Origin of the sequence: Paenibacillus vietnamensis, assembly GCF_020169515.1 — a bacterium.
Lineage (GTDB): Bacteria > Bacillota > Bacilli > Paenibacillales > Paenibacillaceae > Pristimantibacillus > Pristimantibacillus vietnamensis.
On the sequence record NZ_JAHMHW010000001.1, the window covers coordinates 445666 to 461934 of the forward strand.

A 16269-nucleotide genomic window follows, 5' to 3' on the forward strand; every position below is an offset into this window, starting at 1 on the left:
ATTATCATCAGGGATGTGGAAAGCGCTAACAAACATCGGCAGCCAGTTGTTGAAGGGAAGATTGTTCGATCGAAATCCGCCAATTGCCACGCTGGATAAAGTTGGATAGGAATCGTTTGAAAGGAAGCGTCGCCACAAAAATAAGAGGAGGGATCGTTCTGCTGCAGCAAACAACAAGAAAAGATCAATCGATGAAGCACATGTATTCGATCAAAAATGGGTATGGCAGGCAAGCGGCCAAAAGCTTGCGCTCACATTGGCAGCTCTATTTGCTCGTTATTCCGCCGCTGCTGTTTTTCCTGATTTTTAAATACGTCCCGATGGTTAATGCGGTTTTGGCCTTTAAGGATTACAACGTTGTGGCGGGGATATGGGGCAGCCCGTGGGTCGGGCTAAAGTATTTTAGAATGTTTTTCGAAAATCCGATTTTCTGGACGCTGGTCAAAAACACGCTGCTTCTTAGCTTCTATCAGCTGCTGGCGGGTTTTCCGATTCCGATTCTGCTCGCGCTCATGCTGAACGAGATACGAAACGGCCGTTTCAAGCGGTTCATTCAGCTGGTCACTTTCGCGCCGTATTTTATTTCCACGGTCGTGATGGTATCTATGATTATGCTGTTTTTGGCGCCGCGGCTTGGTTTTGTGAATATCGCGCTCCAATCTATCGGGCTCGAGCCGGTTAACTTTCTGGGCGAGCCGGATATGTTCCGTTCGATTTATGTATGGTCGGACATTTGGCAGACGGCCGGATACGCAGCGGTTATCTATTTGGCGGCACTTGCCGGCATCGATCCGACGCTGTACGAGGCTGCCAAGGTGGACGGAGCGTCGCGCTTTCAGAAAATCTGGCATGTCGATTTGCCCGGTATTCTGCCGACCATCACGATCATTCTCATTCTGAACGTAGGCAACATTATGTCGATCGGCTTCGAGAAAATTTATTTGCTGCAAAACTCGCTGAACCTGCCTAAGTCGGAGGTCATCGCCACTTACGTATACAGCATGGGACTGCTTAATGCCAATTACAGCTTTGCTACGGCAGTCGGCTTGTTGAATTCCGTAATCAATCTTATTCTTCTGGTTGCGGTGAACAGCTTCGCGAAACGAATATCGAATAACAGCATCTGGTAGGCTAGGGGGATTATATATGGCTATTTCATCGACGGTACCCAAACGAAAAATACAGGAGTCAGCCGGCGACAAAATTTTAATATTTGCGATCTATGTGATTTTGAGCCTGGTGCTCGTTGCTGTCTTGTATCCGCTGATTTACATTGTCAGCAGCTCGATCAGCAGCCCGGCGGCTGTCGTATCCGGAAAGGTCTGGCTCTGGCCGGTGGACATTTCGTTTCGCGGCTTTCAGACGATATTCAAAACGCCGCTTATTATGACCGGTTACGGCAATTCCTTGATCTACATGGCGGCGGGAACGGTCATCAGCGTAACGCTGACGGTCATGCTGGCCTATCCGCTTTCAAGAAAAACGTTTTTTGGCCGTCAGGGCATTCTGATGCTGGTTATGTTTACGATGCTGTTCAGCGGCGGACTCATTCCGACTTACCTGGTCGTGAAAGAGCTGGGTATGATCGATTCCCGCCTGGCTTTGCTCATACCGAACGCGATCTGGGTGTGGCAGGTCATCATCGCGCGCTCCTTTTTCCAATCGACGATTCCCGGCGAGCTGGTCGAAGCGAGTGAAATCGACGGGTGCAGCGATTGGCGTTTTCTTCGCAGCGTCGTGATTCCCTTGTCGAAGCCGATCCTGGCCGTGCTGGTCCTGATGTACGCCGTAGGGCAATGGAATTCGTATTTCGATGCGCTCATTTATTTGAAATCCGATAACCTGTATCCGCTTCAGCTTGTGCTAAGGAGCATCATCATTCAGAACAACAGCGGGGGTGCCATGGATATAAGCGTTCAGGTACAGCGGGCTCAGCTGGCGGAGCTGCTCAAATATTCGCTGATCGTCGTAGCTACTTTGCCGGTGCTGATTATTTATCCTTTCGTGCAGCGCTATTTTGTCCAAGGGATGCTCGTCGGCTCAGTCAAAGGCTGATAGCCGGCGGCTCCGGACATTCGGAATAAGGAGGTGAGGAAAATGTAAACGTCTGCGAAAATCCAAATCTCTCTCAGGTAAGTCTGAGCAAAGAAGCTGAACAATAACTGTGTTTGTAAAGGGGAGCAAATTAAAATGAAAAAATTAAGCTGGAGCTTGATGTCGCTCATTCTCGTGCTGGTCCTGGCACTTTCCGCCTGCTCGGGTAATAACGGAAATTCCGCTCCGGATAACGCATCGCCGGATGGCAGCGCGGCCGGATCGGCAGCGGATACCCCGTCTAAGCCGGTAGAGCTCAATGTGTTTGCCGTGCAGGATCCGAGCATTGACCTCGCCACGAACAAATTTACGAAACATGTAGAAGACATGTTCAATATTAAATTCAATTTTGAAGTGATACCTGGAGACGGCGCGAAAGAAAAACGCCAGATTTCCCTCGCGAGCGGAGATTATCCGGATGCGTACATTCTGACTCATTATGTCGATCAATTCTCGCAAGCCGACTTGTTGAAATTCGGCAAGCAAGGCGTCATCGTTCCATTAAACGATCTCATTGATAAGTATGCGCCGAATATTAAAGCAGCTATGGAGTCCAATGAAGATCTGAAAATACTGAATACGGCTCCGGACGGCAATATTTACGGACTGGTAGCTTATACACAATGCTTCCACTGCTCCTATCCGAGCAAAATGTGGATCAACACCGATTGGCTGGAGAGGCTGAATCTCGAAATGCCGAAAACGCCGGAAGAGTTCAAAAATGTTCTGAAAGCATTTAAAACGCAGGATCCGAACGGCAACGGAAAGCTGGACGAAGTCGCGCTGAGCGGTTCAACGGAAGAATTCGGCGTGCGCGTCCTTCCATTCCTTATGAACGGTTTTGTTTACAATGACGACAGAAACTATTTGAACATGACGAATGGAAAGGTAGAGTCCGCGGCCATCAAACCGGAATGGAAAGAAGGCCTCGCCTACGCCAAATCGCTGTATGACGAAGGATTGATCGATCCGGGCGCGTTTACGCAAAACGCCGAAGCGTTGAGAAAAATCGGCGAAAACGCGGATGCTGAAATTTTGGGCGCAGCCGCAGGCATGCACCCGGCTATCTTTATCGATATGGCCGGTCCGCGTTTTCCTAAATATAATCCGGTACCGCCGCTTCAAGGGCCGCACGGCTCATTCGCAACGCATGACAACGGCGGCGTATCGCCTGGCGCAAAATTCGTCATCACGAACAAGGCGAGCGAACAGGCACAGATCGCTCTGATCAAGCTGGTAGACTATATGTTTACGCCTGAAGGACAAACGAACGCAGGAAGCGGTATGAAGGGCATCGATTGGGAAGATCCGGCGCCAGGCGATAAAGCGCTAGGCGAAGGCGTTCAGCCAATGGTCAAAACGATTCCGTCTGCCGAAGGCGAGGAGCCGAGAAACGCGGGCTGGTCCGGCATGGGTCACTTCTATATGCCGAAGGAGTATCGCGACAGCTGGGTACAAGGAACGGACATTAACGATCCGGCTAACTATGAGCGCAAGCTGTACGAAGCGACGAAATTGTACGAAGGCAGCGAGCCGAAGGAGCTGTTCCCGTTCTGGTCGATCTGGGTAGATCCGGCGCAAAGCGACGAGATGAGTATGCTGCAGACGAACATCCGCAATTATATCGAGCAAAGCGCGCTTCAATTCGTGACGGGCAACAAAGATCTGGACAAAGACTGGGATAGCTACGTGCAAGGCTTGAAAGACCTGAAGCTGGAGCGCTACCTTGAAATCCTGCAATCCGCTTATGATGCGTCGGTGAAATCCTAAAAAGTCGAAATCGGGCGCTTCTGATGAAGCGCCCGATTTATTGAATCGCGAGGTGAACAGAATGGGCATTACACATACCGTCATCAGCTTAATCGATTTCGGAGGAATGCCGGATTCGGGGAAGGATGCGGCGGCAGCGATGCGAAGGGCGATCGATGCAGCGGCAAAAATCGCGGGTCCCGTTGTATTGACATGCGGGCAGGGGCGGTACGATTTTTATCCCGAGCACGCGACGAAGGCGAAATACTATATTTCCAATACGGCAAGCGAAGCTGAAAATTCCGACGTAACAAAGACGGTCGGCATTCTTCTGCAAGGCTTGCGGAACGTGACAATCGACGGTAACGGATCGCTGTTTGTCTTCCACGGAAAGCAGACGATGCTCGTTGTCGACGGCTGTGAAGAGGTGGAGATTCGAAACCTTCGTCTGGATTACGAGAAGCCGACGGTTGCCGAGATGACGGTGGAGGGAATTGGGGCCGGTTATCTTGACGCAGTCGTCCATAGGGACAGCCGGTACGTCATTGAGGACGGATCGCTGACCTGGGTAGGAGAAGGCTGGCGCTTCCGGGAAGGCCCGATGCAGGAGTACGACCCCCTTACGGATACGACTTGGCGGATCGATAACGCCGCGGCGGCCGCATCCCGCGTTGAGGAGCTGAGCCCTGGGAGACTAAGGCTGTTCTACGATGCAGGTCTTATGCCGGCGACGGCCGCCGGGCGCGTATTCCAAGCGAGAGACGGCATCCGGGACCAGGTCGGAGCGCTTATCATCCGCAGCCGCAAGGTTGCGTGGCGCGACATGGGCGTACATTTCATGCATGGGCTAGGACTCGTATGCCAATTCAGCGAAAATGTGTCCTTCGAGCGCATGGAGCTGGCTCCCCGTCCGGAAACCGGCCGTACCGCAGCCGCTTTTGCCGATTGCATTCACGTATCGGGCTGCCGGGGGCTTATCCGGGTGGCAGACAGTCGCTTTGCCGGCGCTCATGACGATGTCATTAACGTGCATGGAACGTATTTGCGCGTCGCGGGTCAGCCTGCTGCGGACGAGGTGCTCCTTCGCTATATGCATCCGCAGAGCTACGGATTTGCTGCATTTTTCCCGGGGGATCGCATTGAATTCATTCGTTCCGGATCGCTTGCCGCCTTTGCGGAAGCCGTCGTGCTCGAAGCGGCGCTTGCCGAACCGCGCGTCATGCGGATCAAGCTGGACAGGAACGTGCCGGAGGAATTGCGCGATGACGATGTCGTGGAAAATGTAACATGGACGCCTGAGGTCGAGATTGTAAATAACCGGATGGCCCGCATCCCGACCCGCGGCGTTCTGGTAACGACCCGCAGAAGAGCGCTGATCGAAGGCAACCGGTTCGAGCGGATGACCATGAGCGCGGTACTTGTTGCAGGCGACGCCAGAAGCTGGTACGAGTCCGGCAAAGCGGAGCATTTGACCATACGGGGCAATACGTTCATCGAGTGCGGTGACGCGGATAACGCGGTCATCTCCATTTCCCCTGAGACGGGGGAAAGGCATTATGTTCATTCCTATATCGTGATCGAGGGCAACCGTTTCGTCATGCGGCATGCGTCTGTTCTGGAAGCAAGCTGCACGGAGCATTTGACTTTCAGGGACAACCTGATCGTGCACCCCGGCGAGCTTCAGGAGACTGGCGCGGCGATCCGGCTGTTTGCGTGCGACGAGGTATGCGTAACCAATAACCGCTATGTCGGCGGGAATTCAGTAGATATCAAATAGCAGCCAGGCCAATCGAAGCACGTCCCCCGTTTGCCTGTGTTTTTTCCGTGTCATTCGTTGAAAGGTACGCTCGAGCTGGGATTGTCCCCCTTAAAAAAGGGGGAAATGTACGTTAACGGCAAAACTGCACCTATAAAAAAGCCGCGGTTTTCCACTATTATCCTTAGTAAGCGCTATCAATTATTCGTCGGCAAGGCGCTTAGAGAGGGAGGATATTCTTGAATGCAATGAAAAACAAAAAGGAGATGAATCGTTTGGGCAGATGGATGAGGAGAGCGCGAATCTGCGTATTGGCGCTTATAATCTTAACGGCGCAGCTGGGCTTGATCATTCCCGGTGCACCGGATGTTGCGGAAGCGGCGAAGAAAGAACCGGCCGCGGCGAAGAAAGAACTGGCCGCCAAGCCGTATATGGGCTGGAGCAGCTACAGCATGCAGGTTTGGGCTTCTTCTAATGGCGGTAACGGAGGTCAGTGGATTACCGCTGAGCAGATTAAAGCCCAATCGGATGCGATGCATGAGGAGCTGCAGCCATATGGTTATGAATACATAAACGTGGATGCAGCCTGGAATGGAGGAATGGACGGTTACGGGCGGCCTATTCCAAGCACGACGCTTTTTCCTGACGGTTTGCAGGCTGTCATCGACCACGTTCATGCGAACGGGCAAAAGTTCGGCTTGTACGGCATCCCGGGCTTGTCGAAGGATGCGTATGATCAGGATTTGCCGATCTATAATGCCCCCGGCTGTTCGATGAAGGATATCGGCGATCCTACAAAAGGGTCCGACTATTGGGGGTTCGGCTATAAGATCGATTACACTAACGAGTGCGCGCAAAAATATATCAATTCCATTGCCGACCTCTATGCGGAATGGGGAGTCGATTTCTTGAAATTCGACAGCGTTACGCCGGGATCTGGCATTTCGGACCTTTCGCTGGATGCGCGGGATGACGTCAAAGCCTGGTCGCTGGCGCTTGAGCCGCATCGTATTTGGCTGGAGCTCTCGTGGGCGCTTGACATCAAATATATCGATTACTGGAAACAATATGCCAATGGCTGGCGTGTCGATTGGGATATCGAATGTTATTGCAAGGGGGCTTTGACGACCTGGAACAGCATTGCCCGTCTTTTCCCTATAGCGGAGAAATTCTGGCGTCATGCCGGTCCCGGCGGCTGGAATGACTTCGACTCGCTCAATATCGGTAATGGGGAGATGGACGGCATTACGCCGGATGAACGCAAGACGGCCATGTCGTTCTGGGCGATCTCATCGGCCCAATTATACACCGGCAATGATATGACAAAGCTGGATGACTATGGTCTGGAGCTGCTCACGAATGAGGAGGTTATCGCCGTGAATCAGGCCGGCCGTCCGGGACATCCGGTGTCGATCGAGACGGAGCAGCAGGTTTGGTATGCGAACAACGGAGATGGCAGCTACACCGTCGGTTTATTTAATCTTGGAAGCGAGCCTGAGACGGTTAAAGTGAATTGGAGCGATATCGGATTGACCGGGTCGGCCACGGTCCGCGACCTGTGGAGCCATGAGGAGCTCGGTAAATTTGACACAGGCTTCAGCTCCGTCGATTTGGCTCCGCATGCTTCACGTTTGCTGAAGGTGAAAGCGAAGAACGGTACGATTAGCGTCAATGACGACGATACCGGCATGATGTACACCGGCGAATGGACGCGCAACGGCGGCAAGGAAATGACGGCAGACAAACAAAATCTTGTCATTGATATAAGCGATTCCAAGGCGGCGAACAGCTCGATCAGTCCGGCTGCCGCAAGTTTCAACAAGAAGGAATCGGAGCGGGCGGACGTCCGGACGACGATGACGCTGAACGGCAATGAGCTGAGAAGCATCGCAAACGGCGGAGCCGTCTTGCAGGAGGGAACCGATTACTCCGCAGAGGGCGACCTGGTCACGATTAAAAAAGAATATTTGGCCTCCAGACCGGTCGGCACGACGAACCTGACGTTTGTATTCAGCGGCGGTGCCGCCCAAAGCTTTGTCATTACGGTAAGCGATACTACCGTAAGAGACAGCAGGGTCACGCCGGCTGCGGTAAGCTTTAATCATGCGGCGCAGACCGATATCACGCTGACGCTCGCGCAGAACGGCAATAGCCTGACCGGCATTACGAGGGCTGGAGCTGCCCTTACGGAAGGCTCGGACTTTACGGCATCGGATACGCAAATTATTTTGACAAAGGATTATCTTGCGGCTCTTCCGACAGGAACCTCCGAGCTCACGATTACCTTCGATGGCGGAGCCGAACAAAAGGTTGCGTTAGTCGTAAGAGACACGTCCATCGGCGGCTCGATCACACTTAACAATGACAATCCGGGCATAAAGTATACCGGCGTCTGGAACCGGAGTTATAACCGGGGACTTGGCGATTACATGGATGACGTGCATTTTGCCGAAAAAGACGATCAGGATTATTTGGAGTATACCTTTACGGGAACCGGTATCGAATATATTACGGAAATGGATCCTTCGCAGGGCAAAATGGATATTTATGTCGACGGCGACTTCAAACAAACGGTAAGCACCTACAATATCGGCCGTCTGGCTCAGCAACCGGTTTACACGATCACAGGACTTCCGGCTGGCGAACATACGCTGAAGGCGGTCAAAAAATCCGGAATATTCATGCTTCTCGACCAATTACGGGTCATCGTACCCGATTTGATCAGCACGACGGAAGCCGCGTTCGACCAGGCGGAAGGGAAGCAGTCGGATGTGACGGTAACGGCATCGGCTGGAAGCAGCCTGAGCGGCATTAAGAACGGGACAGCCGAATTGGTACGGGATACGGATTATACGGTTGCGGATAATCGGATCACAATCAAGAAGGAATACCTGGCCACTAGACCGCTAGGCACTACGAATTTGCAGGTTGTATTCGACGGGGGCGCGACGCAGACGCTGTCCGTTGCAGTCATCGATTCTGCTGCGGCGATCAGCACGATTAGCCCGGCTGAAGGCAGCTTCGACAAAAAGGCGGGTGCTCAGGCGGATGTGACGACGACGATGGAGCTTGCGGGCAACACGCTTGTCGGCATTGCGAACGGCGAAGCGGCGCTGCAGTCCGGCATCGATTATACGTTAGCGGACAATTTGGTTACGATTAAGAAGGAATACCTGGCGAGTCAGCCGGTAGGCGTGACGCAGCTGATGTTCTCCTTCGATCGCGGGCAATCGCAAATGTTATCGATCGCGGTAAGCGATTCAACCGCGAAGAACAGCAAGATCACACCTGCTTCGCAAAGCTTTGACAAGAAAGCGGAAGCTCAAGCGGATGTGACGACGGCGATTGCTTTTAACGGAAACGGCTTGGAAGGCGTGACCAATGGCGCGGCAGCTTTGCAAGAAGGAGCCGATTACACGCTTGCCGGCAATCAGCTGACAATCAAGAAGGACTATCTTGCGCAGCAGCCGACAGGCATGGCTAATCTGACGTTAACCTTCGGCGCGGGAGCCGCACAGATGCTGGCGATTACGGTAATCGATACATCGAGAGGGCGTTATGCAGCCATTAATGACGACGACACCGGCATTTCGTACAAAGGCGCCTGGCAGTACAGCCGAAACAGAGGCCTTGGCGATTATAAAGACGATGTTCATTACACCGAGAAAGACAATGATTACTTTGAATTTACGTTCAAAGGAACGGGAATCGAATTGATCACGGAAAAGGACCCGTCGCAGGGCGATATGGATATCTATATCGACGGAGAGTTCAAGCAAACGATCAGTACTTACAATGAAAGCAAGCAAGCGTCTCAGGCCGTATACAGCATTAACGGTTTGACCGATGGCACGCATGTGATTAAGGCCGTGAAGAAAAACGGCTATTACATGCTGCTGGATCAATTTAAAGTGAAGCTTGCCGATCTGCTTGAGTCGGATTCGGCTAGCGTCGATAAGGCTGCGCTTACCGACGTAACGACAACGCTGACCGTTGACGGCAGCAATCTGGCGGGCATTGCGAACGGCGGAGCTCCGCTGACGGCGGGTACGGATTATACGCTGTCGGGCAACGAGGTGACGATCAAGAAGGAATACCTTGCGGCGCAGCCGAACGGGGCGTTGATCCTGACGTTCGCTTTCAAAGGCGATCGGCATAATGACATTCATTACACGGTGACGAACGGCGATTTTGTCGAGTATTCGTTTAAAGGCACCGGGCTGGCCCTGATAGCGCCTAAGGGGCCGACACAGGGCGAGATCGCTATTTACGTGGATGGAAAATTGAAAAAAATCGTGAACACATATAACGCAAGCAGGTTAACCGGACAGACCGTGTACAGCATTTCCGGACTAAATAACGGCCCTCATACGGTCAAGGTTGTGAAAAAATCGGGAGAAGAGATGCTGGTGGACGGCGTGACGTTCAGCGTCAAGTAAAGCATCGACTTCTCGTCGGGTCATTTGAATAAAAGCAAGACGCAAAAAATTCTCCGGAGCCTTAATGAGGCGCCGGAGAATTTTTTGCGTCGATGTCAGGCTGGAGCCCGGCCGCTTAACGGCTATTTGCCGATGACTCAAGCTCAACCAGCAAGCTATCCCATACCTCGACTTCGTCTAGCGTGACTGTTAATTTACAACCGTTCAGTTCGTAGCGAACGGGATGTCCGGATACGATTGTACGCACCGCTTTAAGTCGTTCGGAATTCTCGAGTTTTAACTCGATTTCGATGTTTCTAAGCGGAATTGGCTCGACGAGCGGGCGGCTGCCGGTTCCGTTCACAACGTTGATGACATAATGGTCAGCTTGACGGAACAGTGCAATTTGCAGCCCGTGCTGGCGGGTAGTCCGGATGCGCTTTTCCTCGCCGAGCAGCAAGTCCGCCAGATTAGATAACAGCTTATAATGATCGGCTAGTCTGTATTCGCTAACGAGAGCGCTCAGCGAGAACGGCAAGTAGACGCTAAGACCTTTGCCGAAAGCGGAGACGCAGCACATCGGCAGCTTCGTGCATTTGACCGGCAGAGAAGCTCGTTCCGGCGGTGAGCCGACGCTTTCAAGCGGCGAAAACGGCGGAACCAGCGTAGCAAGCACCTGGGTATCCGGCTTTGGCGTGCAATAAGTAACTTTGCCGCGATGCGGAATCATTTCCGTCTCCTCCAGCCCTCGCTGCAGCGGATTATCAGCACCCTCGAACCGGATGTAAGAAGCAACCAGGGATTCCCCCTCCGCCGTCTCTTCCTCAATACCGAGCAGGTCGAACAGATCGGGTTGTTCATGCGGTGCTTCGCCCTCGAACAGGACTTTCCCGCCTTCCTCTGCATACTGCCGTACACATGCGGCAAGCCTCTCCGTCAGAACGAAGCGCTCGGGAATGATAAGCACCCGGTACTGGAACAGCCGTTGTGCTGTAACCTCCTCCTCCAGCATGAGATCGAAGGGAGTCTGGGTGGCCAGCAGCCCGTTCGCCCAGCCTTCCTCCGGAGGATTCGACTTCCACAGCAGCGCGACCTGCGAACAAGTCCTCGCTCCGGCCATATAGGGCTCCAATAATGCGATCTGTTTGTTCATTTCCGTGACGGCGGACAAAATGCGCTTGTCGGTGATCGTATCGGGAATACCTGTTAATGAATGCCAGATTTGACCGCCATGAGCCGGCACCTGGCTCATCCAGTACTTGTAGTCGGCCGGCGGCAGGCCTGCATGCCGCCAGTCCATTCCCGGGCTGGAGTGGATGATGCCGAATGGGGCAGGGCGGTCAGGCAAAGTCCGCCCGAGCATCATATTGACTGCCGGTTCCCAGAACTCGGGGATGTTCTTCAGTCCTTTGGACAAAACGTTTTGCGCCTCGGTGCAGAACATGTCACTCGTTTCGGCACGCGCGCCCATATTTTCATTATGGTAGAAGTAATACAGAATGATTGGCAGCTCAGGCCGTTTTTCCTTGAGGAAGTTGTAAATGCGCCCAAAGCTTTCCTTCTGGCAATCCGAAGCCCAGTCAGACTCGAACTGAGACGGGTCGTCAGGCAGCGGGCGGCCATACTTCGTCTTGTATTTTCTTCGGCAAGCACTGCAATGACAGGCAAGGTACTGGGGGGCGTTGAAAAAGATGCCGTCGATGTCATAGCGGGAAAGCACCTCGCCAATGACCGGAATAGCAACAGCGTCACCTCGATACGGCGTATTGATGCAGGTCGACATAAGCAGCGACCAGTTGCCCGGCCGGAGTGCCCCTGTCACCTGAGGACGGCCCACTGCATCACGCACGAACCATTGCGGTTTCAGCTGATAGATGCTGTCATCCGCTTTGCTGAAATCGAATCTGGCGACGAAACGCAGTCCTTCGCGATGGCAGGCGCCGATTACCTCGCTAAGCAGGTCGCGTCCTTCCGGAAGGAACTCATTTTTGTAATGGTAAGGGACCTGCGTGTCATACCAGGCATAAATACCTCCAACATTAAACACGAGCGTTGTTCCGCCCATCTCCCTGATTTGCGCTGCGAGCCGCGCAGGATCGATCCGCTCGGTATCGCGAACCTGCAGATTCGTTTGAATGACACGCTGCGGTTCATGCCACCAACTGTTGCTCATACCCATTCACCCCTCGTGGAAATTTAGTGAATCCAGACGATGATAAGCATACATTACTAATTATACTGCGAATCTAGCAGATGGATGGAGCTGAGTGATCATGAAAATAGGCGCCTCAATAGCCGTTGGCGGAATTTCCGTCAACGGCTTTTTGCATCTTTCGGGGAGCGGCCGGTAAGCCTGCGGTAGGAACGAAAGAAATTCGAGTAGCTGTTGAAGCCCGACATGAAGCACGCCTGCGTCGGCGGCTGGCCGCTGAGCATGAGCTCGTCCGCCAGCCGCACTCTTTTATACGTTATATATTGGTGAATGGAGTAGCCGGTTACCTCTTTGAAGGTGCGGCACAGATGATACTTGTTGATAAAAAATATACGCGTCAGCGCGTCCAGGTCAAGATTCTGATGCAGATTCGCATTAATAAACGAAAGCACTTCCCCGATTTTCGGGTTCACTTTCTTGACGGAGCCAGGCTGCTGCTCGATCTCGGCAATCCGGTTAATGGTCCACAGAATCTGGACGATGATACATTTCGCGACAAATTCACTTTCTGTATCCTTTTGCAAAGAAAGCTGCCTTAGCTTATCGAACAGCTCGGGAAGTCCGCTTTCCCGCACGATGCCGGCTTTAATTTGATTATCGTGTCCCGGCTTGCGGAATTTAACGGCGCGGAAGAAATGGGTTCCGTTCAGCATGAACGGGGGAAGCACGTTTTCGTTTAACATCAAGACGATCCGTTCATAAGGCTGTTGCTCCGAAATATTCACGACATGGAGCTCGTTCGAATTCAACAGCATGACGGAATACGGCTCCAGCTCATACCTGCCGCCTTCAATCGTAAAGCTGCCGTCTCCGCTAATAAACATATAGATTTCGTATCCGCTTTCATAATGAGGCGTATAGCCCCGGGGATCCGGCTTCTCGTCCCTGAAATGGATAAAACGGAAGGATCCGTCTTCCGCCGCAAAGCGAATATTCTGATGACCCGTATTTTCCATCCGCAGCACCTCGCACTCATAATACAGCAAGTTTTGCAAACTTTCAATCAAATAACGTGAAGACCTGTCAAATTATAACTGTTACTTTTATAAGAGAACAACATCAAAATAAAAGGTGGGATATGGATGCTAGCATTCCAAATTCATGTGAACAAGACGTCTCCCGGAAATGTGCCGGAAGGAGGAGGCGCCAAATGAAAAAGAGTTTATCCTTTTTGTCCTTACTGACCGTAACTGCCGTTTCACTTTCCGGATGCGGATCTCCAAGCGGCAGCAATTCGCCGTCATCGGCTGCTTCGGATCCCGGCTCGACGAATAACCCGCTCGAGATCAGCGTAATGCTGCCGGTGTTCACGACCGATTATCCGAAGGACGACAGCCCGGTCGTTCAGGAGATCGACAAGCGGACGAACACGAAGCTTCACTTCGAATGGGTTCCCAACGCTTCTTACGCCGACAAATTCAACATCACCCTTGCTTCCGGAAAGATGCCAAGCATCGTCTATGTGCCAAGTACGAAGACGCCGGGCTTCGTTAACGCCGCGAAAGCGGGAGCGTTCTGGGATATCGGAAGCTACCTGAAGGATTATAAAAACTTAAGTCAAGCAAACCCGGTTATTCTGAACAACACTTCGATTGACGGCAAAATCTACGGCGTTTACCGGGGGCGTCCTTTAGGGCGCAATGGCATTGCTTACAGGAAGGATTGGCTGGAGAACGTCGGATTGCAGCCGCCGAAGACGATTGATGACTTTTACGCGATGCTGAAGGCATTCAAAGAAAAGGATCCCGACCGGGACGGCAAGGACGATACCTACGGCCTTGTGCTGGTCAAATGGACCGGGCAATGGGCAAGCGGCTTCGACACGATAAAGCTCTGGTTCGGCGCTCCGAATAAGTGGGGAATCGTGGACGATAAACTGGTTCCGGAGCACGAAACGCCGGAATACTTGGAAGCGCTTAAATTTATGAAAAAGCTGTATGACGAGAAGCTGATCAATCAGGATTTCGCCGTATTCGACAGCAGCAAGTGGATGGATCCGGTCGTAAACAATCAAGCCGGCGTTATTGTCGACGTTGTCGATACGGGGGCGCGAATCGACGATAAGATTCATGCTGCGCTCACGAGTCAAGGCAAAGATGACCCGAACGTTTCGTACGTCGATGTATTAGGCGGGGTCACAGGCAAATCGGGCATGCGTACGCTTCCGACCTCCGGTTACGCGGGCATGCTGTCGATCAGCAAGTCGAGTGTCAAGACGGAGGACGAATTAAAGCGTATCCTGACGTTCCTTGATCAGACGAACGAGCCGGAAATGCAGACGCTGATCGGTTCCGGTCTGGAAGGCCGGCATTATACGAAAGAGAATGATTATCTCGTATCCATCACCAAGGATACGGCGATGCACGATGCCGAACTGGGAGGTCTCGGCCAAATGCTGACCTACATTCCGGAGGACCTCGCTCTTCATACGAAGCAATCGCCGCTCCGGATCAAGCAAGCGGAAATCATGAAGGAGAACGAGAAATATATTGTCCCGAACCCGACGGAGCCTTTCATCTCCGAAGTGTATTCACAGAAAGGCCAACAGCTCGACAATATCATTAACAATGCCAGACTCAAATATATCGTCGGGCAAATGGACGAAGCGGGTCTTCAGGCTGCATTCGATTTGTGGAGTAAAAGCGGGGGCACTGATCTCGTAAAGGAAATGAATGATCTTTATGCAGCTTCGATTCAAAAATAAAACGAAAGTAAGGAGAAATTTAAATGACGGAAAACGCAATCAAATCTACGGGTTTTAATACAAGTCAAACCTTTAAGCTTTGTGCTGCCGGGATCTTTAGTATAGCTGCCTTATTTGTTATATCGTCTTCCGCATTTGCTGCAGATTATTTCATTTCCCCAACTGGAAGCGACAGCAATCCGGGAACGGAAAGTGCGCCGTTCAAAAGCTTAATGCAAGCGCAATCAGCAGCCTCCTCCGGGGATACCGTATATATTCGCGGAGGCGTTTATGATGATTTTCAAATTGCAGCAACCGATAGTAACTATAATTATGTACACGATATTACGAAAAGCGGGATTGCCTATGAGGCTTATCCAGGAGAAGAAAGGCCTGTTTTTGACTTTCAGCATGTGCCGACCAATTTGCGTGTGGCTGCTTTTCGTGTAGCCGACAAGGTAACGGGTATTACGTTCAAGGGATTTGATGTAATAGGGGTTAAGGTCGGTAATCAAAAACAATCCGAAGTTTTCAGAGTGATTGGTCAAGCCAATTTTGATAATGTAGCCGCCCATGATAATGAAGCAAACGGATTTTATTTTACGACAAGAGGGACCGGAATCGTTCTTAATTGCGATTCTTATAACAACATTGGGCCAACGGATGCATCGGCTGGAAATACGGACGGTTTTGGGGCTCATGCAGGTCCGGTTTCGTTCATTAACTCCCGTGCCTGGAATAACAGCGATGATGGATTTGACAGTATCAGTTCGAGTGCTGCAGTCATCTATGATCATTCCTGGTCTTTTAATCATAGGGGGAATCAGGATGGCAAAGGCGACAAAAACGGGTTTAAAGTCGGCGGCTACAGTCATCGAATAACCGGGATTCCAGATCCGATGCCCGTCCATACGGTCAGATATTCCTTAGCTGTCAATAACGGCTCCAGCGGTTTTTATGCGAATCATCAGCCAGGCCAGTCGGCTAACTGGATCAATAATACGGCCTATAATAATAGCAGGGCTAACTTCAATATGCTGGAGCGTCTGAGCCCGACTGAAGATATCGACGTTCCCGGTTTCAGAGAAGTGCTGCATAATAACATTGCTTATGCGGGTACGCCAATCATAAATGATAATAATCCGCCGGAAAATGTAACGAATAATTCCTGGACCCTAAAAGATAAGGATCTTAAATCAAAGATAAAGATTTTGTAAGTCTGGATATCACCCAATTATCCGCACCTAGAAAACCGAACGGCAGTTTGCCTGATGTTACTTTTATGCTTCCGGTAAAGAGCAGTCAGCTTTACAAACACGGTTTAGGCTATCTTGCTGAAAAAAGCAGCAGCGGCTCC

The 16269-nt window shown here is 51.8% G+C and carries 9 protein-coding genes; 7 read left to right on the plus strand and 2 right to left on the minus strand.

The features are described 5' to 3' along the window. Positions 1–191: 191 nt before the first annotated feature. The 5 genes from KP806_RS01790 (at position 192) to KP806_RS01810 (ending at position 10038) form a co-directional block, all read left to right on the plus strand. Complete coding sequence (locus tag KP806_RS01790) at positions 192–1130, plus strand: ABC transporter permease (RefSeq protein ID WP_224722409.1); 939 nt, start codon at positions 192–194, stop codon at positions 1128–1130. Positions 1131–1146: 16 nt separating this feature from the next. Further along, a complete protein-coding gene (locus KP806_RS01795) occupies positions 1147–2055 on the plus strand; it encodes a carbohydrate ABC transporter permease (protein ID WP_224721835.1) in 909 nt (302 codons plus the stop codon). A gap of 135 nt (positions 2056–2190) precedes the next feature. Next, the gene (locus KP806_RS01800; protein ID WP_224721836.1) at positions 2191–3864 is read left to right on the plus strand and encodes an extracellular solute-binding protein; all 1674 of its coding nucleotides are present in this window, start codon (positions 2191–2193) and stop codon (positions 3862–3864) included. A 61-nt stretch (positions 3865–3925) separates the two neighbouring features. After that, on the plus strand, positions 3926–5620 hold the full coding sequence (locus tag KP806_RS01805) for a right-handed parallel beta-helix repeat-containing protein (protein WP_224721837.1): 1695 nt from the start codon (positions 3926–3928) through the stop codon (positions 5618–5620). 227 nt (positions 5621–5847) lie between these two features. Beyond that, on the plus strand, positions 5848–10038 hold the full coding sequence (locus KP806_RS01810) for a X2-like carbohydrate binding domain-containing protein (RefSeq protein ID WP_224722410.1): 4191 nt from the start codon (positions 5848–5850) through the stop codon (positions 10036–10038). 115 nt (positions 10039–10153) lie between these two features. Here the strand turns inward: KP806_RS01810 and KP806_RS01815 are convergent, their stop codons facing one another. Continuing rightward, positions 10154–12190, minus strand: a complete 2037-nt coding sequence (locus tag KP806_RS01815) for an alpha-amylase family protein (protein WP_224721838.1) — start codon at positions 12188–12190, stop codon at positions 10154–10156. A gap of 140 nt (positions 12191–12330) precedes the next feature. Continuing rightward, on the minus strand, positions 12331–13185 hold the full coding sequence (locus tag KP806_RS01820; protein WP_224721839.1) for an AraC family transcriptional regulator: 855 nt from the start codon (positions 13183–13185) through the stop codon (positions 12331–12333). A 194-nt stretch (positions 13186–13379) separates the two neighbouring features. On the opposite strand from KP806_RS01820, the gene KP806_RS01825 reads away from it, so the two are divergent. Further along, positions 13380–14933 carry an extracellular solute-binding protein gene (locus KP806_RS01825; protein WP_224721840.1) on the plus strand — a complete coding sequence of 518 codons (1554 nt, stop codon included), beginning with the start codon at positions 13380–13382 and terminating at the stop codon, positions 14931–14933. 23 nt (positions 14934–14956) lie between these two features. Beyond that, positions 14957–16129, plus strand: a complete 1173-nt coding sequence (locus KP806_RS01830; RefSeq protein ID WP_224721841.1) for a DUF1565 domain-containing protein — start codon at positions 14957–14959, stop codon at positions 16127–16129. Positions 16130–16269: the final 140 nt, after the last annotated feature.